General features: G+C 37.5%; 21 protein-coding genes. 12 read left to right on the top strand and 9 right to left on the bottom strand.

Going from position 1 to position 23,199, the window contains the following annotated elements:
* The first annotated feature begins 12 nt into the window (after positions 1–12).
* The 3 genes from ACUN8G_RS09455 to ACUN8G_RS09465 are packed head-to-tail and all read left to right on the top strand — an operon-like array spanning position 13 to position 3,394.
* The gene (locus ACUN8G_RS09455; protein ID WP_437346827.1) at positions 13–933 is read left to right on the top strand and encodes a mechanosensitive ion channel domain-containing protein; all 921 of its coding nucleotides are present in this window, start codon (positions 13–15) and stop codon (positions 931–933) included.
* Positions 930–2,690 (top strand): TrkH family potassium uptake protein, encoded by a 1,761-nt coding sequence (locus tag ACUN8G_RS09460; RefSeq protein WP_437346828.1) that lies wholly within the window; start codon positions 930–932, stop codon positions 2,688–2,690. The genes ACUN8G_RS09455 and ACUN8G_RS09460 overlap by 4 nt, the downstream gene beginning before the upstream one ends.
* 14 nt (positions 2,691–2,704) lie before the next feature.
* Positions 2,705–3,394, top strand: a complete 690-nt coding sequence (locus ACUN8G_RS09465) for a potassium channel family protein (RefSeq protein ID WP_437346829.1) — start codon at positions 2,705–2,707, stop codon at positions 3,392–3,394.
* Here the strand turns inward: ACUN8G_RS09465 and ACUN8G_RS09470 are convergent.
* The 7 genes from ACUN8G_RS09470 to ACUN8G_RS09500 form a co-directional block, all read right to left on the bottom strand.
* Entirely contained in the window at positions 3,391–4,767 is a 1,377-nt protein-coding gene (locus tag ACUN8G_RS09470) for a M20/M25/M40 family metallo-hydrolase (RefSeq protein WP_437346830.1), read from the bottom strand. The genes ACUN8G_RS09465 and ACUN8G_RS09470 overlap by 4 nt on opposite strands.
* 15 nt (positions 4,768–4,782) lie before the next feature.
* Entirely contained in the window at positions 4,783–6,426 is a 1,644-nt protein-coding gene (locus tag ACUN8G_RS09475; RefSeq protein WP_437346831.1) for an amidohydrolase, read from the bottom strand.
* Positions 6,427–6,506: 80 nt separating this feature from the next.
* Positions 6,507–7,370, bottom strand: a complete 864-nt coding sequence (locus tag ACUN8G_RS09480) for a DMT family transporter (protein ID WP_437346832.1) — start codon at positions 7,368–7,370, stop codon at positions 6,507–6,509.
* Positions 7,371–7,374: 4 nt separating this feature from the next.
* On the bottom strand, positions 7,375–7,845 hold the full coding sequence (locus ACUN8G_RS09485) for a hypothetical protein (RefSeq protein ID WP_437346833.1): 471 nt from the start codon (positions 7,843–7,845) through the stop codon (positions 7,375–7,377).
* Between the two features lie 19 nt (positions 7,846–7,864).
* Positions 7,865–8,674 carry a tRNA pseudouridine(38-40) synthase TruA gene (truA, locus tag ACUN8G_RS09490; RefSeq protein WP_437346834.1) on the bottom strand — a complete coding sequence of 270 codons (810 nt, stop codon included), beginning with the start codon at positions 8,672–8,674 and terminating at the stop codon, positions 7,865–7,867.
* A 69-nt stretch (positions 8,675–8,743) separates the two neighbouring features.
* Positions 8,744–9,415: a response regulator transcription factor gene (locus ACUN8G_RS09495; RefSeq protein WP_437346835.1), complete on the bottom strand. Its 672-nt coding sequence runs from the start codon at positions 9,413–9,415 to the stop codon at positions 8,744–8,746.
* Positions 9,412–10,908 carry a sensor histidine kinase gene (locus tag ACUN8G_RS09500; protein ID WP_445480934.1) on the bottom strand — a complete coding sequence of 499 codons (1,497 nt, stop codon included), beginning with the start codon at positions 10,906–10,908 and terminating at the stop codon, positions 9,412–9,414. The genes ACUN8G_RS09495 and ACUN8G_RS09500 overlap by 4 nt, the downstream gene beginning before the upstream one ends.
* Positions 10,909–11,054: 146 nt before the next feature.
* Here ACUN8G_RS09500 and ACUN8G_RS09505 point away from each other — a divergent pair, with 146 nt between their 5' ends.
* From ACUN8G_RS09505 to ACUN8G_RS09540, 8 genes are all read left to right on the top strand, one after another.
* Positions 11,055–11,708: a hypothetical protein gene (locus ACUN8G_RS09505; protein WP_437346837.1), complete on the top strand. Its 654-nt coding sequence runs from the start codon at positions 11,055–11,057 to the stop codon at positions 11,706–11,708.
* A 135-nt stretch (positions 11,709–11,843) separates the two neighbouring features.
* Positions 11,844–13,355 (top strand): cytochrome c3 family protein, encoded by a 1,512-nt coding sequence (locus tag ACUN8G_RS09510; protein ID WP_437346838.1) that lies wholly within the window; start codon positions 11,844–11,846, stop codon positions 13,353–13,355.
* Between the two features lie 113 nt (positions 13,356–13,468).
* Positions 13,469–14,200 carry an ABC transporter ATP-binding protein gene (locus tag ACUN8G_RS09515; RefSeq protein ID WP_437346839.1) on the top strand — a complete coding sequence of 244 codons (732 nt, stop codon included), beginning with the start codon at positions 13,469–13,471 and terminating at the stop codon, positions 14,198–14,200.
* Positions 14,201–15,568, top strand: coding sequence for a DNA repair protein RadA (gene radA, locus ACUN8G_RS09520; RefSeq protein WP_437346840.1), 1,368 nt, complete (start codon positions 14,201–14,203; stop codon positions 15,566–15,568).
* A complete protein-coding gene (locus ACUN8G_RS09525) occupies positions 15,569–16,444 on the top strand; it encodes a MauE/DoxX family redox-associated membrane protein (RefSeq protein ID WP_437346841.1) in 876 nt (291 codons plus the stop codon).
* Positions 16,441–17,403 carry an aminodeoxychorismate synthase component I gene (locus ACUN8G_RS09530; protein ID WP_437346842.1) on the top strand — a complete coding sequence of 321 codons (963 nt, stop codon included), beginning with the start codon at positions 16,441–16,443 and terminating at the stop codon, positions 17,401–17,403. The genes ACUN8G_RS09525 and ACUN8G_RS09530 overlap by 4 nt, the downstream gene beginning before the upstream one ends.
* Positions 17,387–17,980: an aminotransferase class IV gene (locus tag ACUN8G_RS09535; protein ID WP_437346843.1), complete on the top strand. Its 594-nt coding sequence runs from the start codon at positions 17,387–17,389 to the stop codon at positions 17,978–17,980. The genes ACUN8G_RS09530 and ACUN8G_RS09535 overlap by 17 nt, the downstream gene beginning before the upstream one ends.
* 555 nt (positions 17,981–18,535) lie before the next feature.
* Positions 18,536–18,883, top strand: a complete 348-nt coding sequence (locus ACUN8G_RS09540; RefSeq protein ID WP_437346844.1) for a gamma-butyrobetaine hydroxylase-like domain-containing protein — start codon at positions 18,536–18,538, stop codon at positions 18,881–18,883.
* Here ACUN8G_RS09540 and ACUN8G_RS09545 read toward each other — a convergent pair whose 3' ends face one another.
* Together ACUN8G_RS09545 and ACUN8G_RS09550 are read right to left on the bottom strand one after the other, a co-directional pair.
* Positions 18,884–20,320: a pyridoxal phosphate-dependent decarboxylase family protein gene (locus ACUN8G_RS09545; protein ID WP_437346845.1), complete on the bottom strand. Its 1,437-nt coding sequence runs from the start codon at positions 20,318–20,320 to the stop codon at positions 18,884–18,886.
* A gap of 2 nt (positions 20,321–20,322) precedes the next feature.
* Positions 20,323–21,162: an alpha/beta hydrolase family protein gene (locus ACUN8G_RS09550; RefSeq protein ID WP_437346846.1), complete on the bottom strand. Its 840-nt coding sequence runs from the start codon at positions 21,160–21,162 to the stop codon at positions 20,323–20,325.
* 326 nt (positions 21,163–21,488) lie between these two features.
* Between ACUN8G_RS09550 and ACUN8G_RS09555 the strand changes: the two genes are divergently transcribed.
* Positions 21,489–23,177 carry a proline--tRNA ligase gene (locus ACUN8G_RS09555; protein WP_437346847.1) on the top strand — a complete coding sequence of 563 codons (1,689 nt, stop codon included), beginning with the start codon at positions 21,489–21,491 and terminating at the stop codon, positions 23,175–23,177.
* Positions 23,178–23,199: the final 22 nt, after the last annotated feature.

Consider the following 23,199-nt stretch of genomic DNA (forward strand, 5'->3'; position numbering starts at 1 on the left):
ATGCGGGACACAATGAGCGTATTAAAACCAGCCCCATCCATTCACGATACGCTATTGAGCCCGGCACCCATTTCAAATATCGAGGAGGCTAAAGATTCTGCTGTCATCATAAAAAATTCGGTCCGTGCAACACCTGATACAAAGAAACATATTTCAACTCCAATTCGTCAGTCCCGGCGGGCACTCGATATCTTCAAATCGGTGGATTTTATAACATTACTTGAAGCCCTGTTTCTGATATTTATTGCCTTTGTAATTTTCCGCCTGCTGAACAGAAGCAGCAAATCTACTTTGGCTCGACGATTACCACTCTTTTCGACACATTTAGTTCCTGCATTGAAAGCAATAACTATAATATTGATAGCATATTTAGTTATTAATCTAATTTTTGACATGTCGAAAGAAATCCTTCTGGGATTATTAATAATTGTTATAATTACAATGGCTCTTGCTTCGGTGCCTGTAATTAAGAACCTTATAGGAGGTTTTATTTTGACATACAATCCTCCGTTCGGGAAAGGAGATATAATACACGTTCAGGAATATACAGGAAAAGTAGTCGAAGTAAATTTGAGACATACTACAATTGTTACTGACAACGGTTCGAATGTATCGCTGCCAAATTCCATTTTTTTGAGCAAGCCGGTAGAAAATATAAACATCGGGAATCGGGAACAGAAAATCACAATAAATATTGATTTACCTTCATCGATGGAACATGACCGAATTATAAAAATTCTGAAAGAAGCAGCTCTTTCTAACCCTTATTTATATACTCGAAAAAAAGTGGAAGTATTCCTGAAAAAATCAGACGCTCTCGATAACACTAACACCTATGAAGTAAATTTTTATATTTTTGATAGGCAATTTTACGATGAGTCGTTAAATCATTTTAATCAAACTGTGGCAAACAAAATTAAATCTGTTAATTGAAAAAAGAATTACGCGAAAATATTGCCCGTTTTTCCAAAATAATTGTAATCATTTCGAGTCTGCTCGGGATAGCTTCGATAATTGTAGAATATGGCTTTCAGATAAAAAGCAGCGAAGCTGGCACTCTCCATTTTATCACAATTGGAGTTATCATTGTATTCATTATCTATCACATTCTGCAATTGTATATTTCTGAAAACAAAGCCCTCCATTTAAAAACACACAAATTTGAAATAATAATAATCTCCCTCATTTTACTGGAAGGATTATTATCGTTTTTCAATTTAAGTCTTGTCGAAAGAATTGGGACAGCATTAAAGCTTAAGAACATAACTTATTTATATATTGTATTTGCACAGATATTTATAGTCGTAGGGATTATATCGGGAACTTTGAGGTACAATATCAAATTACTTCAGTCTAAAATTCATCCTTCGCGACTTTTCATATTCAGCTTTTTGTTTACGATAATAGTGGGAACATTTGCATTAATGCTACCTGCGTCAACCGTCGAAGGCAAAATCACTTTTGTCGATGCACTTTTTACATCGACAAGCGCCGTTTGCGTTACAGGTTTAGTTACACTGGACACCGCTACTTATTTTACCACCTTCGGTAAATTAACAATTATGGCTCTCTTCCAGATCGGTGGACTTGGATTGATGACTTTTACCACATTTTTTGCCATATTTTTATCAGGTGGTCTCGGTATTAAAGAAAGGATATTGCTCCACGATTTGCTTGAAGAAGAAAATATAGGAGCAATAACAAGAGTATTAACTTATTTGCTTTCAATTACTTTTATCATCGAAGCTATTGGCACCTCTGTATTGTTCTACAGTTGTAGAAACTCTTTTAGCAGCATTAACGACGCGCTTTTTATATCTATTTTCCATTCAATATCGGCTTTTTGTAATGCTGGATTTTCCCTCTTTTCAATGAATTTAATGGACCCTGCAGTACGTTACAATCACTTATTTACAACAACAATCACAATTTTGATTATACTCGGCGGTTTGGGGTTTCCCACCATCATTTCACTTTTGAGACTCAAAAACATTACAAGTAAGATGGGGAAATTATCGATAAAGCTGCCGCTACAAACACGAATCGTAATCTTCAGCACAGTCTTACTAATTATTTTTGGAGCCGTTTCGTTTTATTTTTTGGAGCAACATAATACTTTGAGAAACTTAAATTTATTCGAAAAAATTAACGCATCTTATTTTCAATCGGTAACAGCTCGAACAGCGGGATTTAATACAATTGACTTCGGATTAATCACAACTCCAACAGCTGTTTTGTTTCTTCTATTGATGTTTATCGGAGCTTCGCCAGGTGGTACGGGTGGCGGCGTTAAAACCACAACGTTTGCGCTTTTATTTTATGGTTCGATTGCAATTCTCAAAAATAAAAAAGAAGTTTCCATTTACAACCGCGCAATCCCGAATGAAGTTATTATAAAGGCGTTAATAAAAGCAGGCCTATCGATTTTTTTCATTACATTCGGTATTTTTCTTTTGACCATAACAGAACGCGCCGACTTAACAAAGGTTGCTTTCGAAGCATTTAGCGCTTTTGGTACAGTGGGATTATCGATGGGATTGACACCAGAATTAACGTGGGGAGGAAAGATAATAATCGTTCTACTTATGTTTATCGGCAGAGTTGGTCCACTGGCTTTCCTCTATACATTTATGACCGGCACCAAAGAAGATTATTACGAATTGCCTCATGAGAACATTTCAATACTTTAATTAAAGGTATGGATATGAACAAGAAATTTGCAGTTATCGGTCTGGGCGATTTTGGATTAAGTGTAGCCCTTTCACTGGCAGAAAAGGGCGCGGAGGTAATTGCTATCGACCGCGACATGGAAATTATTGAAGATATTAAGGACAAAGTTACATATGCCGTTAGAATGGATTCAACCGACGAAAAGGCTTTAAGGTCGCTCGGTGTCGATAAAGTGGATGCAGTAATTATTTCGATGGGCACAAACTTCGAGGACACAATTCTTACCTCCGTTTTATTACTTCAAATGAAAGTTAAAAAAGTTATTGCAAGAGCTACTTCCAAGATACACGAAAAGATTTTGACTAAACTTGGAGTCGATCAGGTAATTTCACCCGATTTCGAGATTGCAAATAAAGTTGCAAACACTTTAATAAGTGACGATATACTGGACTTTATTTCTTTGGGAGAAGAATATAGCATCTTCCAGATACGCGCCCCAAAAGCATTTATTGGCAAGTCGCTTCAAGAAATCGACCTGCGAATTCGTTACAATCTGAATTTAATTACAATCAAAAGAGAGTATAAAGTAAAAGATGAAACGACCGGCGAAGAACTGACGAAACAACGAATTTACGGCGTTCCAACTTCTACAACAATCGTTGAAGAAAACGACATTCTTGTTCTCTTCGGTAAAGAAAAAGATGTCAAAAAAGTTATCGACTAAAAATCGGGCACGGGAAAAACTGGCAAACTCTCGTGTCCTTCCTCGTCTACCGATTGAACTGCAAATAAATAATTATCTTTTGAGTAAGGTAATTCAATACTATTAGACTCGACGTAAATCTTCTTTTCCCATAATGGCATGTAAGTTTCCCGCATCAGAACGTAGTAACCAGAAGGTTTTTTGCCTGTAGGATTATCCCATGTAAGTATTGTTGTGTTAGATAACTTTTTAACGTCGACTCTTACATTTTCGGGCTGAGGCGGAGCTAGTGCCAGGTTGGCTATAACGGCGCAATTAACTGCCGTTATTTTTCGTGCATATTCAAAGTCGATGAATTCAGGTAAATCGCCATATTGAATTCCATTTTCTTCCCTTACATACTCGTGCTGATGAAAATAATTTTCGTTCATTTCACAAAAACGAACAGCGGCAAAGCCATGTCGATTAAACGGAGTATGATCTCCACCCCTTAAAAATCGGTCGCGCCTGAAAATTAATTTCACGTTTATTTGGTCCACGTATCTTTCACCTACTTCCTTTATATACCTTGCAAGCTGGCGAGAAATTCCGTCGTAATCAGAGCCGGACAATATACGAATTCTTTTTTCTTCATCCGATTCAACTGCCGGTATACTTTCACTAAAAACTCTTACGTTAATATTATCTTTCAATTTTGTTTGACTCGAAAGTGTATTACCGATCATATCGTTATTGAGCATTGCAATCAAACGATATTTACCTTCTGCCTGGAGTGATTTAATTTTTTCGGCAAGGTGATTTGAACCATATAAACCCTGTTCTTCGCCCGTAAAAGCGACAAACATTATAGTAGCCGGAAATTTTGTCGACGACATTACTCGCGCAAGTTCCAGAACGGCGGCTACACCGGACAAATCATCGTTTGCGCCTGGCGCATATGAGGTACTATCCATAATATCGGCTACTCGCGAATCCAGATGCGCGCCAACTATTATCAAGCGCCTGTCGTTAACATCATATCCTTTCAAAGTACCAATAACATTCATCAAATTAACCTTGCGGTCTATTCTTATGCCGTCTGGTTTGACCTCGAAAAAATCGAGCTCTGAAATTAGTCTTCCATCTGAATTAATTGAGAATTGCTCGAACTTACTTTTAACCCACCTTGCCGCTGCGCCAATTCCTTCCTTCTCGTCAGTACGACTGCTGAGCGAATGACGCGTCTTAAATTCAGTCAATTTCACTACGTACGACTTCAAACTGTCTGCAGATATTTTATTTATCATCTTAATTATCGAACTATCCCGTTTTATAGCCAATTGTCCTTCAGCTGTTGAAAACGTAAACAGCGCAAGTAGTACCTGCAAAATTATCAAACTATAGACTTTTCTCATCTTTGCCTCCCGGCTTTACTTTTTATATACAATTTTTCCGCCGACAATCGTGTAAAGAACTTTCGTATTAAGAATCTCTTCTTCCGGACACTTGATCAAATTATTTGATAAAACTACAATATCGGCAAGTTTTCCTTCCTGGAGTGAGCCTTTTAAATTTTCTTCGAATGCAGCATAGGCCCCATTTATGGTATATGATTTAATTGCTTCTTCGCGTGTCATTTTTTGATTGGTATAAAATCCAATGCCGTCTTTATTTTTCCTTGTGACTGCTGCGTAAAAAGAAGCTATAGGATCAATCCTTTCAACCGGGGCATCCGTGCCATTACAAATAAGGGTACCATTATCGAGCAGACTTCGCCATACATAAGCACCTGAAGTTGCTCGTTCGTTTCCGAGTCGTTCAGTAACAAACGGTGCATCCGAAGTGCAATGAATTGTTTGCATTGCCGCTATTACATTCAAGATAGCAAAACGTTTAATGTCGTGCGGATTGAGGTGTTGTGCATGTTCAATTCGCCATCTCATATTCATGAATTCTTCATATTGGCTGGCATACTTCTCATATAAATTAAGCACTTCCCTGTTGCCTCTGTCTCCTATTGCATGGATGCAAATTTGAAAACCATTTTCCGCAGCAAGTCTGCAATAGTCATCGAGAGTTTTAATGGGTGTAACGTTCGAACCAAAGTTATCCGGAAGATCTGAATACGGTTCGAGTAGCCATGCTCCGCGTGACCCGAGCGCACCGTCAATATACTGTTTTATGGCTCGTACTGTTAACCGATTTTCTCCGTAGCCTATAAGTTTATAATCTCTCAATTTACCTTTCAATTTTTCGAGTGTATCGTATATCATTACATAAAGGCGAAGTTTTATAGAATTCGAATCGACCATATTTTTAATAATTTCTATCGTCTCCAGAGTTTCTCCGGCATCGTGCAAAGTGGTCACGCCATTTTTAAGACAGTGCTCAGAAGCAAGTTTAATTTTTTTGATTGTAATCTCATCGAGTTCATTTTGAGTTCTGTTGTTAAGATATTTTTCATATTCATTTCTTATAATACTTTCAGCATTTTCTTCGAAGACGCCTATTGGATTGCCTTTAGAATCGCGCACAATTCTGCCGCCGGATGGATTGGAAATAATTGTATCGACGTGCGCTAATTCCATAGCTTTTGCGTTTGCAAAGACTGCATGCCCGCTGGCGTGTATCAGCATTACAGGATTATAAGGAACCGCCTTGCTAAGATCCGTATGAACTGGATAACCTTCAACTTCTGGTTCGGGCTTCGGATCGAATTTTTCCTGATGCCAGCCGCGCCCTATTATCCACTCGCCCGGTCGCATTTCATCTGCTTTTTTTGCAACCGCTGCTATAATTTCGTCCCAATTCTTTGCATCCCTTAAGTCGATATCTAATAAACTTTCTCCTATTCCTACCAGATGAGCATGACTGTCGATAAATCCAGGCATTACAAATTTACCGTTCAAATCAATTACGACGGTCGAATCTCCAATATATTTCTTAATCTCATCATTCGAACCGACTTTATAAATTCTGTCCCCTTTAATTGCTATAGCTTCAGCCCATGGCAATGAATCGTTAACCGTATAAATTTCGCCGTTTAACATTACTAAGTCACATCTTTCGTTCATTCTATTCTCCCCGCAACCGAAGTTAATTAACAGTTTAATTAATGCGGATAATACAAAAAATTTTCTCATTATTCTCTCATCTATTTTCTGTTAACTATAATTACACCTATAATTATTATCACTCCGCTTATTAATGTTAATAAAGATATTCTTTCCGAAAGAAGAATCCAAGCTGTAAAGACGGTTACAAAAGGTTCCAGATACAAAAATGCACCTACGTGAGAAGAAGGCATTTCGTTCATTGCTTCTGCCCATAGGACATATGCGATACCAGAACAAAAGAAACCGAGGAACAGGAGCGCTGCAATACTTTCAGCTGACAAAACAATAAGGCTATTAACATTTTCGCCATTAAGTGTAAAGGGGGCAAGTATCAACGACATGAACAGAAACAAATAAAGTATCGTCATCAATGGAGGATAGTTCAGGGTAATTTTTTTCCCAACCAGAGAATAGACGCTCCATGTAAATGCACTGGCAAGTATTAAAAAATCCCCTCTATTTTCAATTAAACTTATCGACGTTATTTTCCCTTTGCTGATCAAAAGGATCAACCCGGAAAATGCAATCAAAATTCCACTCCATTGCCCGGCAGTGAGTCTTTCCTTAAAGAAAATCATTCCAAGCAGAGCCATAAAAACAGGAGTAATGCCAATAATCCAGCCGGTATTAGATGCCGTTGTATATTGCATGCCGGTCACCTGAATCCATAGATGGAAAGAAGCAATCAACGCAAGAATGAAAATCCATGAATGGTCGTGAAAATTAATTTTGAAAGTTCTTCCTCTTTTCATTGCAATGATCGACAACAAAATAACAGCCAGGAGCTGACGTACAAAAATAATCGTCAAAGGTCTCAGACTATCGAGCAGGAATTTTGTTGCAATAAAAGAAGCACCCCAAATAACAACGGACGCCAGGGGCTTCCAATACTTTTTTGTCATTAAGCTACTCACCTGGTTGACTATTGGGTTTTGTGCCCGCTTTACCTTCAAGTAAGTTATTATAAAATCTTTGTGTGGGATAAGCAAAATCGATGTCGTCATGTAAAGCGAATTGTTCGAGCACGGCTTGCCAAATATCATTTTCACTGGCTCTTCGCTGACGTGTTCGAGTAAGATACCTCATTGAGAGCATAATGCCGCTGTCTTTAACAGACACATAAACTATTGGTGTTAGTTTAGTGTAATAAATCAAATACTTTTTTGCAGCTTCTTTTATCTGTCTTTCAGCAGATTCGCTGAAGTGTTCCGTATTCTTTTTGTTGCTTTCAAAAGTGACCAGTACAGGTATCTTATTCCAGATATATTCAAATCCTGTTGCATAATTAGCCTGTGGAGTAGTAAAAACAACACTGTTAGGAATGTGTATTATTCTGCCGGTGCTTTGTTCTGCGTCCACCCAATTACCTACTTCCATGACTGAGAAATGAACTCGCTCATTTTTTTCTCAAACTAAATAGTGTTGATGGCAAAAGATTAACAACCGGTTCTATACCTCCCCACTTGTAATTTTTCTGATAAACAACAGTTTCAAGGAACAGTCCCGATGGTGGAGCTGTGTACTTTGTCGGTTCACGTGTAAACGTATTCAAATACGCTGCCACATCTTTCTCGTTTAGTTTATGTCTTCCTGCTTCTACAAGAACACCCACAATTCTACGCACCATTTTCCACAAAAAATGTGAGCCAATTATACGGATCAAAATAAGATCTCCTTCTTCCTTAAATTGAATTGCTTCGACGAGCACTTTTGTGGATTTGTCGTCAGCATCTTTATCGGCAAAGGATGCAAAATCATGCATTCCCTCGAATAAACCACCAATTTGTTTCATATACTCAACGTCAAGTTTGTCCTTAATCCACCATACGAATTGCTTTCCGAACGCCGTTCTTCTTTTTGAAATTTGATAAATATAACTGCGTGCGATGGCATCGTGTCGAGCATGGAAATTTTTATTAGCTTTCGACACTTCGAGGATGTTTATGTCGGCAGGTAATAAATCGTTGAATTTCATTTTTATTATTTCGGGAGCCAGCATCGTTTTGACTTCCAGATGGGCTACCTGATTAATTGCGTGGACACCTGCATCCGTTCTGCCTGAACCCTGCAACTCGACTTTTTCACCCTTAAATATTTTTTCGGCAGCTTCTATTAATTTACCCTGAATTGTTCTGCCGTTTTTTTGCATTTGCCAGCCACTGTAACGCGTTCCAACGTATTCAATGTCGAGTCTGAACCTGCTCATAAGCCTATTTTTTTTGAAAGCAATATAATTAGAAAGATTGTTATTGTTAATGGAATTTAATGAAATAATTTATTTTTCGATGAGTTTTATTCCAGCTCCGTAGATTGTTGAAATTGTTAGAGATTTATCCTCTTTGAGATAATTCCTGAGTTTAGAAACATAAACGTCCATACTTCTGGCTGCGAAATAGGAATCTTCGTTCCATATTTTTTTCAGAATAAATTGTTTTTCGACGACTTTGTTTTTGTTGTCGCACAGCACTTTCAGTAATTCAGCTTCCCTTGCCGTCAGTTTTTTTGAATTGTCTTCCACAATTAGAAGGCGCTCTTCATAATTGAAGATGTACTTCCCGATTTTAATATTGCCATTGATATTTGCATTATTGTATCTATTCAAAATAGCGTTTATTCTCAACATCAATTCTTCCATACTGAACGGCTTTGTAATATAATCGTCGGCGCCTAATTTGAAACCTTCTATTTTATCTTCGATCAATGATTTAGCAGTCAAGAAAAGGAACGGCACATTACTTTGATTTCTGATTTTCTTTGCCAGTGTAAATCCGTCCATCTTTGGCATCATAATATCAATAATACAGATATCGAATTTAGCCAAGCCAAATACTTTCCAGGCTTCCTCACCGTTTATCTGCTGATTAACTTCGTAACCCTTGAAGGTTAGATATTCCGAAAGAATGGAACCGAGATTACTATCGTCTTCAACCAAAAGAATTTTTGTCATGACATATTTTCTAATATTGGCAATGTAATTATAAACTTGCTCCCTTCATTCGGTTTGCTTTCCACTTTTATTTTTCCACCGTGCAGCTCTACAATAATTTTGCAGTAACTTAGACCCAATCCATTTCCTCTTACATTGTGAATGTTGCCTGTGGATATTCTGTAAAAAGTATCGAAGATTTTATCGATTTCGCTGCGAGGGATCCCGATGCCGTTGTCCATTACTTCTACAATGCAAAAAAATCCATTGCGGGAAACCGATATTTTTATGTCGGGCGTCCTCAAATTATATTTGATTGCATTATCAATTAAATTACCAAACACATTAACAAGGTGGTATTTATCGCCTTTAATAACCATACCCGAAGGTATGCCAGCCGTCTCGATGGAAAATTTTTCAGAACGCAATCTTTCATTAAAACTTTTTATACAATCGTTTATCACGTCGTCAATGGAGACTTCTTTTTTAACGAGATTGAATGACGAACCTCCATTTTTTTCGAGGGCTGCGGTTGTAAGCAAACTTTCGACCAGTCTCTTCAATCGTTCGTTTTCCTCGCTTACTATTTTAGAATATCTTTTCACCATTTTTTCATTTGCAGCAAGTTCTGGCTCGTTCAGTGCCTCGCAGGCAATCGATATCGTTGAAATCGGGGTTTTGAATTCGTGCGTAATATTATTAATCAAGTCATTCTTTACCTCTGTTAATTTCTTTTGACGGACGAACATACGCACTGTGTGATAAAACACTAAGGCAATTACAGAGATGAAAAGAAACGACATTACAAGCATTAAAGAGAGCGACTTTAAAAGATAGAAATCTTTATCAGGGAAATAGACCATCAATTCGTAAGGCGATGCAAAAATTCTATTTGGAAACAGTGGTGCGCGGTATCTGCTCTTTCTCAGTTCCACCTCATCGGCTCCTGACTTCGTAAAGACAAACCTGTCATCCTTATGATTAAGAACACCAAAATAAAAATCAGTTTCTATCGAACCATCGGAAAATTCATCTTTAAGAAAATTCTCAAGTTCTTCTTTATCCAATTTCTTTTCGACACTGTCACTGACTGCAAAAAGATCATCCAGTACATTCGAGACAAGTTTCTTTTGAATTATAGTATCGACTTTTCGAACCCAGATGGCATGAGGCGGCACAGGAAGTTTACGGATGTTTCTTGCTTTTATCTTAAACTCGTTCGAATCGTCTTTTACGATTACGTTGATATCGAAATCGAAGTCGTTTTCGTGTTTGAAAATGAATCCGGAATCTTTCCCGAAATGAGGAGGAATAAAATTATCGTCGAAAAATTTATTAATTACAACATCAGCTGTATTACGTTTTTCCAGTCTGTCAGTCACTCTTAACAAGGCGTAGCTGACATTCCGATCGAATTTTTCCTCTTCTATTTTGAGTGAATGTTTGAGTAAGTAAAATTGAATAGCAGCTATGCCGAAAAGGGCTGCCGTCATAAATGCAGTCAATATTTTCACTTTTTTCTCTTTCATACGTCTATAATAGTCGAAGAAAACGAAAAACTAAATGCTTTTAACATTTTTTAACATTCTTTAAGAATCATTTAACAGAAAGACACTGTATCATACCGTGCATTAGACATTCAACAAGGAGGTTTAGTTCTATGGAAAAACAAAACAACAAAAAATTATTTTTCATCATTTTACTATTATTATTTGGTCTGCTGGGAATAACGCTCAATGCCCAGGAATCTTCAGATGAATTTCGTTCCAAAATAAAAAAGCTCAAAGGTGATGTGGATCGAATTACGTTTGAAGTCGACGGAGAGAAGGTTGTATTCGAGGGCGACGAGGCGCAAATGCTTGCAGATAGAATACGATTAATGAGCATGATTCCTCCCAAAATAAAAATCAACATCGATCCTGATGAATTCGAATGGGAAGGAATAGACGAATTTGACTTCGAATTTCCGCCAGAAATTGATATCGACCTACCCTCACCTATGATGTTCTGGTTTTCTGACGATTCATCGAACATGGAGTTGGATAAAGATATCAAGATTGAAATTAAAGACGGCGTAAAAAAAGTAACCGTAATAACTAAAGAAGACGGGAAGGAAACAACAAAAGTCTACGAAGGCGAAGAAGCAGATGAATTTCTAAAAGAATACATGCAAAAAAGATTTCGAATTAAACTGGGAAATTTTCACATGGGAAAAGCACCGTTTATGCACGATTCCGAATGCTGTTGCTGCCATTGCCATGACCATATAGTTCCAGTACCCAAGAAGAAGAAAATAATTATTGAAAAAGATTAAAGTCTGCTTTACTCCTTATAACGGGACTGTCAGGAATTAACTCCCGCCGATTTCGGACAGTCCCATTTTTTTTCTTTCAAAAAAGAATTCATTTCTTTATGTTTATTTTTATAACAGGATAAAAAGAGCGGGTTTATGAAATTAAAACTTCCACATTCTACTCAGAACTGGATTTCACTCGTCGGTGCAACGATAGCACTTATCAGTTTCTTTATGATTGTCTTTCTATTCATCATCAGTTCGATTATTGGAAAAGATAATTCTTATCTTGGACTAATAATTTACATTGCTCTGCCGGCTGTTTTAGTATTCGGCTTAATTTTAATTCCTGTCGGAATGTGGTTAAAAATTCGGAAAGAAAAGCGTGGTGGAATAAAAGTAGCTAAAGACTGGCCTACAATTGATTTCAATGATTTGAGAACCCGCAATGCATTTATGATTTTCTCGGTTGGCACTGCAATTTTTTTACTGGCTACTGCGGTTGGCAGTTACGAAGCATTTCATTACACGGAATCTGTTGAGTTTTGCGGAAAGATTTGTCATTCGGTAATGAAGCCGGAATTTGTTGCATATCAGAATTCGCCGCATGCGCGAGTTTCATGCGTCGAATGTCACGTCGGCACAGGTGCCAGCTGGTACGTGCGCTCTAAATTGTCCGGACTCTATCAGGTTTATGCTGTTACACTTGGAACCGTTCCACGACCGATTGAAACGCCGATTAAAAATTTGCGCCCCGCAAGAGAAACATGCGAGGAATGCCACTGGCCACAAAAATTCTATGCACGCAAACTTCGCAATGAAAGACATTATCTTTCCGATTACAATAATTCAGAATGGGATATAACTCTTACGATGAAAATCGGCGCAAACTTGAGCGCTCTGGGTTTACAGGAAGGCATTCACTGGCATATCAATCCCGATATAAAAATCGAATATAAATCCTCCGACGAAAAACGTCAGTCGATTCCGTGGGTTAAATACACGAACAAAAAAACTGGTAAAGTTTTTATTTACAAAGATGAAGACAGTCCACTTTCACAATCGGCTCTCGATTCACTTGAAACAAGAACAATGGATTGCATGGATTGTCATAATCGTCCTTCTCATAACTACAGGCCGCCAGCATTTTTTATTAACGATGCAATTACATCTGGCGACATACCGCAGGATTTACCATTGATTAAATTTGCATCGATGGATATACTTGGCAACGATTTCCCGACAACCGATTCGGCTCATAAAGCCATTACAGAGTACATCTATACTTTTTATAGAGATAATTATCCTGATGTTTATTCCAGACAGAAAGATAAAATTGACAGAGCATTAAAGGGAATTTTAAACGCTTTCGACAAAAACATTTTCCCGGAAATGAAAGTAAAATGGTCGGTCTATCCAAACAACATCGGACACCTCGAATTTATGGGATGCTTCCGCTGTCACAACGACAGGCATAAAACTGAAACGGGCAGGTTTATTAGCAAAGACTGCAACCTTTGTCATTCAATAAATGCACAAGGTAGTCCCGACAGGCTCGAAGTGGCCGGCGTAAATTCCGCGCTTGAATTCAAGCATCCCGGAGAAGATGTGGGCGATCAATGGAAAAAAATGCTTTGTGTCGATTGCCATACTGGATTAAATCCTTAGCTCATTAACTTTTATTCGAAAATTTTTACTATCCTGCTGACTGCATTTATAATCGCATTCGATTAACTCGCCTTACTTTTATATATTTCCATCGGTTAATATTTCTTATTGGTATGATTGAAATAAAAAATCTTCATAAGTCCTTTGGCGAAAATAAAGTATTAAATGGAATCAATCTTACGATCAATTCCGGAGAATCGATTGCCATAATAGGCAAAAGCGGATGTGGCAAGTCGGTATTATTAAAACATATCGTCGGTTTGATTATGCCCGACGAGGGTGAAATTATAGTTGATGGAATTTCGGTTACAAATCTCTCCAAAGAAAAATTATATGAAGTACGTAAACGCTTTGGCTTTCTTTTTCAGGGTGCGGCATTATTCGATTCGATGACCGTCTTCGAAAATGTCAGTCTGCCTCTCATCGAAAATAACTATAATTATTCATCAGAAAAAGTTAAGCAACTCGTTGAAGAAAAGCTGTCTCTGGTTGGATTGAGCGGTACGGAGAATATGAAACCAGCAGAACTTTCCGGCGGAATGAAAAAAAGAGTGGGTCTTGCAAGAGCACTAATTACAAGCCCTGAATATATTCTTTATGATGAACCAACTACAGGTCTCGACCCTGTTACATCCGATTCGATTGACGAGTTGATCAAAGAACTCAACACAAAATTGAACGTTACTTCAATTGTCGTGACACACGATATATTCAGCGTTCAGAAAACAGCAGAAAGAATTGCTATGATTCACGAAGGGAAAATTCATTTTGTCGGCAACCTCGAAGAGATGCTAAAGATTAACGATCCGATAATTAAAAAATTTATTAAAAGGTCGGGACTGTAAATGAGCAAGATAAAAACAAAATATGTCTGCTCTAATTGCGGTTACGAGTCAATCCGATGGCTGGGTAAGTGCCCCGAATGTGAAAGCTGGAATTCGTTTTCTGAAGAAGTTGTTGAAACAGGCAAATTAAGAAAAGAAAAACACAGCGGGAGTTATAAGACTTTTAAATTGAACAAGACAGATATTGAAATCGAAAGAAGGATTAAAACAAACATCAATGAATTTGATCGAGTTCTGGGAGGGGGAATGATGCCCGGCTCTGTAATTTTGATAGGAGGCGACCCGGGAATAGGAAAGTCGACTCTCGTTCTCCAGGCAGCATCACATATCAAAGGAAATGTTCTTTATGTTACAGGCGAAGAATCGATTAATCAAATCAGCCAGCGTGCCAAAAGACTCAACATCCATTCCGATTCGTTATCTATTCTAACCGAAACAAATCTCGAAAATATCCTTACCGCTATCGAAAATGAAAAACCAGATGTTGTCATTGTCGATTCGATTCAGACAGTTTACAAACCAGAGCTCGACAATACTGCCGGCACTGTCACACAAATACGCGAATCAACTTCAGAATTAATGAGCATTGCAAAGAAAAAGAATTGCTCAGTAATATTAATCGGCCACGTTACAAAAGAAGGTATAATCGCAGGACCTAAAATTCTTGAACACATAGTGGACACGGTTTTACAATTTGAAGGCGAAAAAAGCCATTCATATCGGATACTTCGTTCTCAAAAAAATCGATTTGGCAACACAAATGAAATCGGAATATTCGAGATGCTCGAAACTGGATTGCACGAAGTTAACAACCCGAGTGAAATTTTTTTGAACGAGCGAAGCAGCAATATTAGCGGTACAGTTGTAACCGCAAGCCTCGAAGGCACTCGCCCACTATTAATCGAAGTTCAAGCTCTGGTTACACCTTCTTATTATGGAAATCCACAAAGAGTTGCAACCGGATTCGACTATCGACGTCTTGCAATTTTACTGGCTGTACTCGAAAAAAGAGCGGGACTGAAATTATCTTCACAGAATGTTTTCCTGAATATTGCAGGCGGGTTGAGAATCGACGAGCCGGCAATCGACCTGGCTGTTTGTGCTGCAATTGTATCGAGCTTTCAAAATAGAATTGTAAAAAATGGACTTGTAATTATCGGAGAAGTTGGACTTGGAGGTGAAATAAGAAGTGTTCCGCATATCGACAGAAGAATCAATGAAGCAGCTAAGCTGGGTTTCACTAAGATTATCCTCCCAGCAAGCAACAAAAAAAATATTACAGCACTCAACACCGAATTAAAAAACAAACTTGAAATTAATCTTTCGGACGAATTAAATAAAAGTTTACAACTAACTTTCGAAAGATAGATGAACAACAAGCTTACTGTCACATTAAAATTTATACTTGGTGCGCTATTTATTTTTTCAGCTTATTCAAAAGCAATTAGTCCAGGATTGATTGAAATAATATTAATCGACCATGGAATTACAGGTAGTCGAGAAGTAGCCGCTCTATTAACGCGCCTTTTAATCGGTTTCGAATTGGGACTCGGAATTTTATTCTTCCTTCCTTATGAAACAAGAAGATTTACATTGCCCTTATCAACTTTTGTCTTAATTATATTTACACTTTATTTGCTCTACACAGAATTCATTCTGGGCGATTCGCAGAATTGTGGCTGTTTTGGTAGTATACTTGACATGTCTCCCATCGAATCTTCATTGAAAAATATTGTACTGTTACTATTAATAACCATTGTTTACAAATCCGAAAAAATATCAAAAAAGAATTTATTCATTCCTGCTGCAACGATTTTTTTATCAATCGTTATCACATTTACAACGTTTCCAATTAAAGCAGCGGAGAATTTTCCCTTTTCAAAATTTACACATTTTGAAGGTGCAGGTAGAGTTGACCTATCGAGCGGAGAAAAATTTATTGCTGTATTTAATACTGAATGTGAGCATTGTCAATCTGTAGCAGAGATGTTAGCTAAATATGATAAAAACCATAAACTATTTTCGAAAATATTTACACTCTATTATACCGAAGGTGAAGTTAGCGTCGATTCTTTTAAGACGTTGACCGGTTTTGATTATCCTTACACAAAAATTGAAGTCGACGATTTTTTTGACCTTATTGGAACATCTCCGCCAAGGGTTTATTTTCTCAACAATGGCGAGGTTAAAAATATATGGGACGATAACTTTGAAGAAATTATCGAATTTCTAAAAAAAAGATGAATAAAAAAGAAGCAATCAAACTGATGAATGAATATGGTGCGGAATCAAAAGCTTTTCTATTTCTAATCGACTTCGACATGAATAAACCGATTATTTGCTCTTTAGATAGAGCCGAAGAATCTGGACTTAAATACAGCATTGATGAAGAACAAAAGAAAAAAGCATTATCAAAAAAAATAAAGCTCGAAAAATTTCCTTTGACCTTTGAAGAATACAGAAAAGCATTCGATACAGTATTCAAAGAAATTTATGATGGCAACACTTATTTACTCAATCTTACATTTCCCACCCGAATAGAAACGGATTTGAGTCTGGAGCAAATCTATGAACTGAGCAGCGCACGATATAAAATATTATTGAAAGACAGGTTCGTTTGTTTTTCGCCAGAAACCTTCGTTAAAATTATTGATGGAAAAATTTATTCGTATCCGATGAAAGGCACAATCGACGCTTCAATTCCAGGCGCTGCAGAACTAATATTAAGCGATGAAAAGGAAACTGCGGAACACAACACGATAGTCGACCTGATTCGTAATGATCTATCGATTGTAGCCAGGAATGTACGGGTCAACAAATTCCGTTATATCGATAGACTCGAAACTCACGACAAATCGCTTTTGCAAGTCAGTTCTGAAATTGTTGGTGATTTACCTCCCGATTATAAACATCGACTGGGCGATATTATCTTCTCGCTTCTGCCCGCTGGTTCGATTACAGGTGCTCCTAAGAAGAAAACCGTTGAGATTATTAAACGAGCCGAAAATTACGAACGCGGTTATTATACTGGAATTTTTGGTGTATTTAACGGTGAGTCGCTCAATAGTTGCGTGCTTATCCGCTTTATTGAATCGATCGACGGCACACTTTATTATAAAAGCGGCGGCGGCATTACTCACATGAGCAACCCTGAATTTGAATACGAAGAGTTATTAAAAAAAATATATGTCCCAATTAATTGAAACTATAAAAGTATTTCAGAAAAAATTACACAACATCGATTACCACAATAATCGCTTTAACACATCGAGAAAATTACTCTTTGGTATAAAAGACGAAATCAAGCTTGAAGAAATTTTGACCATTCCCCAGGATATTACCGACGAAATAACTAAATGCCGCATTGTTTATTCAGATCTAATCCATTCGATAGAATTTATTCCGTATAAAAGAAAAACTATTAAAACAATCCGGATTATTAATAACGACAGAATTGAATATAAGTTTAAATATGAAAATAGAAGAGAAATCAACAAACTATTAAACAATGCCGGTAGTGATGAAATTATTATTGTCAGAAAAAATAAAATTACAGATGCTTCGATATACAATTTAGTCTTCGACGACGGTAAAAATTTATATACACCCGCCGAACCGCTTTTGAAAGGGACTAAACGAGAAAAATTAATAAACGAGGGATTATTAATCGAAGACGAAATAAAACCTGCCGACATCATGTATTTTAAAAAAATTCACTTCATCAATGCATTGACCGATTTGAATGAACTTAGCATTCCAGTAGAGTTGATTAAACAATAGGAGTTAGAAACGTTTTTTGTAATTTCATTATTAATTCATATTAACGTGTGCTTACAAAGTACGTTACGAAGCAGTTCATAATAAGGATGATTCCATGCTAAATTATTCATATTAAGTTTAACGATTCTACTTACTGGTGCTTTTTTTCATGCCTGCCTGAGAACATCACTTCGTTTCGCATAATAATCTCTGGCGAAAAACTCTCTCGAATTTAATTTACAAACTGCTAATTCAATAAAGTGAAGTGATAAAGTTTAATCATTATCGTAGTTACGGAAGGAATCCGAGTTGTTCGGCTTTATGATTTTTTTTGCTAACCCTGCAGCAATTATTAACGCTATCAAAAATAGTACTGTTTCCATTTTAATTCACATGTGAATTTGTAAACAATCCAATTTCATTTAATTATAATAAACTTTTTCTGAAACATTCAACATTATGCCACCAATCTTCAACTCTTTTTTTCTGGCAGGCATAACATTAGTCTGGTTCTATATTCCGATTTTTTATTTCGAGCAAATAATATATTTTTACTTAAACAAAAAACGAAATAAAATGACTACACCGTTACGAATCGAGTTACACAAACAGGACTATCTTGAAATCGAGTGGAGCGACGGAAAAATTTATAAATACCCATTGAAGTTTTTAAGAGACGAATCGCCAGATGCGGGCAACAAAGGTGAAACAATTCTGTGGAAACATTATGCTCCGCCACCTAAAGGTCCGACTAAACCGGGCATGTACGAAATTGAAAGCATTTCTCCCGTAGGCAATTACGCAATTCAAATCAAATGGAAAGACGGTTATGACTACGGCATCTATTCGTGGGAAGTGCTGCGTAAATTTGGTGAATACCTTGAATTGAAAGATAATCTTCATCAGGATTTCGAAAATCACTGATTACTTAAGCAGCTTTTCATATTCCTTTTTGACTAATTCAATTGCTTCTACGACGTGCTTTTCTTCCTGCCGAATACCTGAAACTACAAGGCGAATAGTAAATTTACCATTCAAAACAGTGTGCGTAAGAAACAATTCTCCCGTTGAATTAATCTTTCCAAGTAAGAGTTTGTTGAATTCATTCAAAACTTTTTCTTCCATTCCGGGAGGAACCGCTCTGAAACAAACAGTGCTAAATGGTACAGGAGCGAGCAATTCGAAATCGCTCGATTCTTTTATCCAGTCAGCAAAAGAATGAGCCAGACGAATATGCTTTCTTAATATTTCCCTTAAACCTTCAACGCCAAAATATCTGATTACAAACCAGAGTTTAAGAGCGCGAAAACGCCTACCGAGTTGAATTCCGTAGTCCATTAGATTTTCTACTTCTGAGTCGGCATCGGTTTTAAGATATTCAGGAACGAGCGAAAATGCTCTTTTGAGAATATCAGGACGCCTGGTATAAAAGACACTCAGATCAATCGGAACAAAGAGCCATTTATGTGGATTGGTAACTATCGAATCGGCATTTTCAATGCCTTTAAAATATTTTTTCATTTCGGGCAGCATCGAAGTAACGCCTGCATATGCTGCATCCACATGGAGCCATAAATTGTAATCTTTACAAATCTCACTTATTTCATCAACCGGATCGACGCTCGTTGTTGAAGTTGTCCCAATTGTAGCAACGACGCAAAATGGTGAATATCCATTTTTTATGTCTTCTTCTATTGCTTTTTTAAGCTCTCCGGGAATCATTTTAAATTCTGAGTCAACTTTAATTTTACGCACTCCTTCCAGACCAATTCCCAGGGCAATTGCAGCTTTGTCGATCGAGGAATGAGCCTGTTCAGAACAATAAAGACGCAGCGCTGGCAATGAACTCATTCCTTTATTTCTCGATTCTGGCAATTTATATTCACGTGCAGCTGCTATTCCATGAAACGAACTTATCGAAGCAGTATCGTATATTATTCCTTTATAACCATCAGGAAATCCGAGCATTGATCGATACCAGTCAAGAACTTTATGCTCCACTTCCGTCAATGCAGGCGACGATTTCCACACCATTCCGTTTGAATTCAAGGTAGAACTAATAATATCTGCCAGTATTCCGGGTCCACTTGATGTTGATGCAAAATATGCCATGAATTTTGGATGCTGCCAGTGAGTAATACCTGGAAGGACTATACGATCGATATCCGACAAAATTGTTTCGAAATCCTCTCCCAATTCAGGTGGCTTATTCGGAATTAGTTTCTCGATTTCTCCCGGTTTTATGTCGGGCAGAACGCGGTAGTTTTCAATATTTTCGAAATACCGGGCAGCCCATTGAATTACTTCTTTGCCGGCTTTTGAAAATTCATCAGGTGTCATATCAGAAATTTTTTCAGGCATAACTAAAACCTTATTTTTTTCAACCAGTTAGAAATTATTCTTGCCAGTTCAATTCTGCTGTCCGCAAACGAATGCCCGCATTCGAGTACATTCTCCTCCAGCTTTTCTGCACCGGCAAGCCTCAAGGAAGTTACTAAAGGTAAATGATGAATTTCAAGGGGAGCTGTTGTATCGTACTTTGCTCCAATAATCAGTAATCTTTTTAGAGAAAGTTTGCTCGAATATTTTAATAAATTCCATTCATTCATGTTGGATATTAGTTCACCCAGTAATTTTTCGGCGCTTGTATTTTTAACAATCGTAGCAAAAAATTTTATTTTTTCCAAACTTAAATCAAATATCTCTTTATTTATTTTGAGTAGCTCTCCAAAAGCACCTGCATTGAAACCTGCGATTGAAACTACATTTTTGATTTCATCGTGGAATATTGAGTAATAGAGAGCAGCAAATCCTCCCATGCTATGTCCCACAAGAATTATCCTTGTAGAATCCAATCTGAATTTATCATTCTTATGATTTTGTTTTATAAAATTGACTGCCGATTCCAAATCTCTTGTAAGATTTTCCCATGAATAATCTCCTTGGCTTCCCCAACAGCCCCTGTAATGAAAAATAAGTACATTAAATCCTTGTCGATGGAATACATGTGCGAGATCGAAATTAACTTCATTGCCGGGAAAGCCGTGAAGAAGTATAATTATAGGATGCGGCCCTTTACCTGCGGCAAGAAAATATGTTCCTATCAATTTATAACCATAACTTTCGATAACAACGGGAAGCATCGACGAGGGAAACTCTGTATCGTAATATTTAGGATCTTCTACTACTGGATCGTAGTTCATAACAATCTTTCTGAAATTATTTTTCTCTAATATAACAATAGAGAGGGAAAGAATGTGAATATCTTCAATAATTAGATAACTTTGCCGTTTTTACAACTATGGAATTTGTTGTGATACAATAGCTCCGTGGCTGATTTATCTTTTTTTACATTTCTACCATAATGTCACGCTTCCGACGTTTAAGCGATAATCTGTTTTTATAATTTCACGTTTCGGTATTTTATTTTCTCGACTTTCAGGATTGTAATTTAGAAAAAAATAATAAAATTCAATTTCGATTTATTTTTTATCTTTGCACTTAAGTTTTTCACAAAGAACGGTACAATATGAAATTCAGTAAATCGTTTTTGCCCACTTTAAAAGAGATACCGGCCGAAGCGGTTATTCCGAGCCATATTTTAATGATACGTGCTGGCCTCGTACGCCAGCTTTCAGCTGGTATTTATACCTGGTTACCGTTGGGCTATAAAGTATTACGAAAAGTAATGGATATTATACGGGAAGAGATGAATGCAATTGGCGGGCAGGAATTCCATTATCCAGCCTTGAATCCAAAAGATATCTGGGAACAGACGGGACGTGTTGAAGCTTTCGGCGATATAATGTTTCATATCAAAAACAGAGACTACGTCCTTGCACCCACGCACGAGGAAATTGTTGCATGGCATGCAAAAGGTGCGCTTACTTCTTATAAAGATTTGCCACAAATCTGGTATCAAATACAAACCAAATTCCGAAATGAACCCCGTCCCCGCAGTGGAGTTATACGAGGCAGACAATTTATTATGAAAGATTCTTACTCGCTTGACCGATCCTTCGAAGACCTCGATAGGTCGTACGAGTTACACGACCGAGCATACAGAAAAATCTTCGACCGTTGTGGACTTAAATACTTCGTTGTGGGAGCTTCGAGCGGAGCAATGGGAGGAAGTAAATCTGAAGAATTCATGGTTAAAAGCGATGCCGGCGAGGATACGGTTGCTTATTGCGAAAATTGTGGTTATGCCGCTAATGTTGAAGTGGCACAATCGATTGCCTCGTCTGCAAAACGACACGAAGTACCGAAAGAAATTTATGAAATTCATACGCCCAATGTGAAATCGATCGACGAATTGTGCGAATTCTTGAACATCGACGAACATGAAACTGCAAAATCGAGAGTTTATATAAGCGATGGCAAACCCGTTCTGGTATTAATGCTCGGCAATGACGAAGTTAACGAAACAAAACTTCAGGCAGTGCTGGGTGGAAACGTACGACCGGGACATCCCGACGAGCTGAAAGAAATCACAGGCGCAGACGCAGGCTCTATCGGCCCCATCGGGTTCAAACACAGAATTATTGCCGATAATCTCTTGAAAGACGCCAATAATTTATATAGCGGTGCAAATAAAAACGATTATCACATCGGGGGTATCGACCTGAGACGCGACGTACCTCAAATTGAATATTTCGACCTGCGTACAGTCGAAAGCGGTGAAAAATGCATTCGATGCAATTCTACACTCAGTGTTTTTAAAGCAATTGAACTTGGTCATATATTCAAACTCGGTACAAAGTATTCCGAAGCACTTGGAGTTAATTACCTCGATGAAACCGGCAAAGAACATCCCGTTGTGATGGGAAGTTATGGCATTGGAGTCGAAAGAGTACTGGCCTGTTATCTCGAACAGAACTACGACGAAAGAGGCATAATCTGGAAAAAACCCCTTGCACCTTTCGATATTCATCTTATCGGGCTAAATATGAAAAATCAAAATGTGTCGGAAACATCCGAGCAATTATATAATGAACTACTGAATGCAGGCTATGAAGTTCTATTTGACGACAGACTTGATGCCAGCGCGGGATTCAAATTCAATGATGCTGACTTGCTCGGCATGCCCGTACAATTAATTGTAGGTGAAAAAAATCTGAAAGATGGAAACGTGGAATTAAAAATTCGTCAGTCCGGCGAAAAATTTATCGTTCAACTAACAGAACTGAAGAACAAATTAAAAGAATTGCTCGACTAATAACGTTTTATAGCAATCCAGA

Source organism: Melioribacter sulfuriphilus, from assembly GCF_052656625.1.

Excerpts from the sequence above, each read along its gene's own strand:
- ACUN8G_RS09485 (WP_437346833.1), bottom strand. The coding sequence starts at position 7,845 with ATGGAAGTAGGTAATTGGGTGGACGCAGAACAAAGCACCGGCAGAATA.
- ACUN8G_RS09515 (WP_437346839.1), top strand. The coding sequence starts at position 13,469 with ATGATTGAAATAAAAAATCTTCATAAGTCCTTTGGCGAAAATAAAGTA.
- ACUN8G_RS09550 (WP_437346846.1), bottom strand. The coding sequence starts at position 21,162 with ATGAACTACGATCCAGTAGTAGAAGATCCTAAATATTACGATACAGAG.
- ACUN8G_RS09470 (WP_437346830.1), bottom strand. The coding sequence starts at position 4,767 with ATGAGAAAAGTCTATAGTTTGATAATTTTGCAGGTACTACTTGCGCTG.
- ACUN8G_RS09540 (WP_437346844.1), top strand. The coding sequence starts at position 18,536 with ATGACTACACCGTTACGAATCGAGTTACACAAACAGGACTATCTTGAA.
- truA (WP_437346834.1), bottom strand. The coding sequence starts at position 8,674 with ATGAGCAGGTTCAGACTCGACATTGAATACGTTGGAACGCGTTACAGT.
- ACUN8G_RS09495 (WP_437346835.1), bottom strand. The coding sequence starts at position 9,415 with ATGACAAAAATTCTTTTGGTTGAAGACGATAGTAATCTCGGTTCCATT.
- ACUN8G_RS09480 (WP_437346832.1), bottom strand. The coding sequence starts at position 7,370 with ATGACAAAAAAGTATTGGAAGCCCCTGGCGTCCGTTGTTATTTGGGGT.
- ACUN8G_RS09455 (WP_437346827.1), top strand. The coding sequence starts at position 13 with ATGAGCGTATTAAAACCAGCCCCATCCATTCACGATACGCTATTGAGC.
- radA (WP_437346840.1), top strand. The coding sequence starts at position 14,201 with ATGAGCAAGATAAAAACAAAATATGTCTGCTCTAATTGCGGTTACGAG.
- ACUN8G_RS09555 (WP_437346847.1), top strand. The coding sequence starts at position 21,489 with ATGAAATTCAGTAAATCGTTTTTGCCCACTTTAAAAGAGATACCGGCC.
- ACUN8G_RS09465 (WP_437346829.1), top strand. The coding sequence starts at position 2,705 with ATGAACAAGAAATTTGCAGTTATCGGTCTGGGCGATTTTGGATTAAGT.
- ACUN8G_RS09475 (WP_437346831.1), bottom strand. The coding sequence starts at position 6,426 with ATGAACGAAAGATGTGACTTAGTAATGTTAAACGGCGAAATTTATACG.
- ACUN8G_RS09525 (WP_437346841.1), top strand. The coding sequence starts at position 15,569 with ATGAACAACAAGCTTACTGTCACATTAAAATTTATACTTGGTGCGCTA.
- ACUN8G_RS09510 (WP_437346838.1), top strand. The coding sequence starts at position 11,844 with ATGAAATTAAAACTTCCACATTCTACTCAGAACTGGATTTCACTCGTC.
- ACUN8G_RS09505 (WP_437346837.1), top strand. The coding sequence starts at position 11,055 with ATGGAAAAACAAAACAACAAAAAATTATTTTTCATCATTTTACTATTA.
- ACUN8G_RS09530 (WP_437346842.1), top strand. The coding sequence starts at position 16,441 with ATGAATAAAAAAGAAGCAATCAAACTGATGAATGAATATGGTGCGGAA.
- ACUN8G_RS09545 (WP_437346845.1), bottom strand. The coding sequence starts at position 20,320 with ATGCCTGAAAAAATTTCTGATATGACACCTGATGAATTTTCAAAAGCC.
- ACUN8G_RS09535 (WP_437346843.1), top strand. The coding sequence starts at position 17,387 with ATGTCCCAATTAATTGAAACTATAAAAGTATTTCAGAAAAAATTACAC.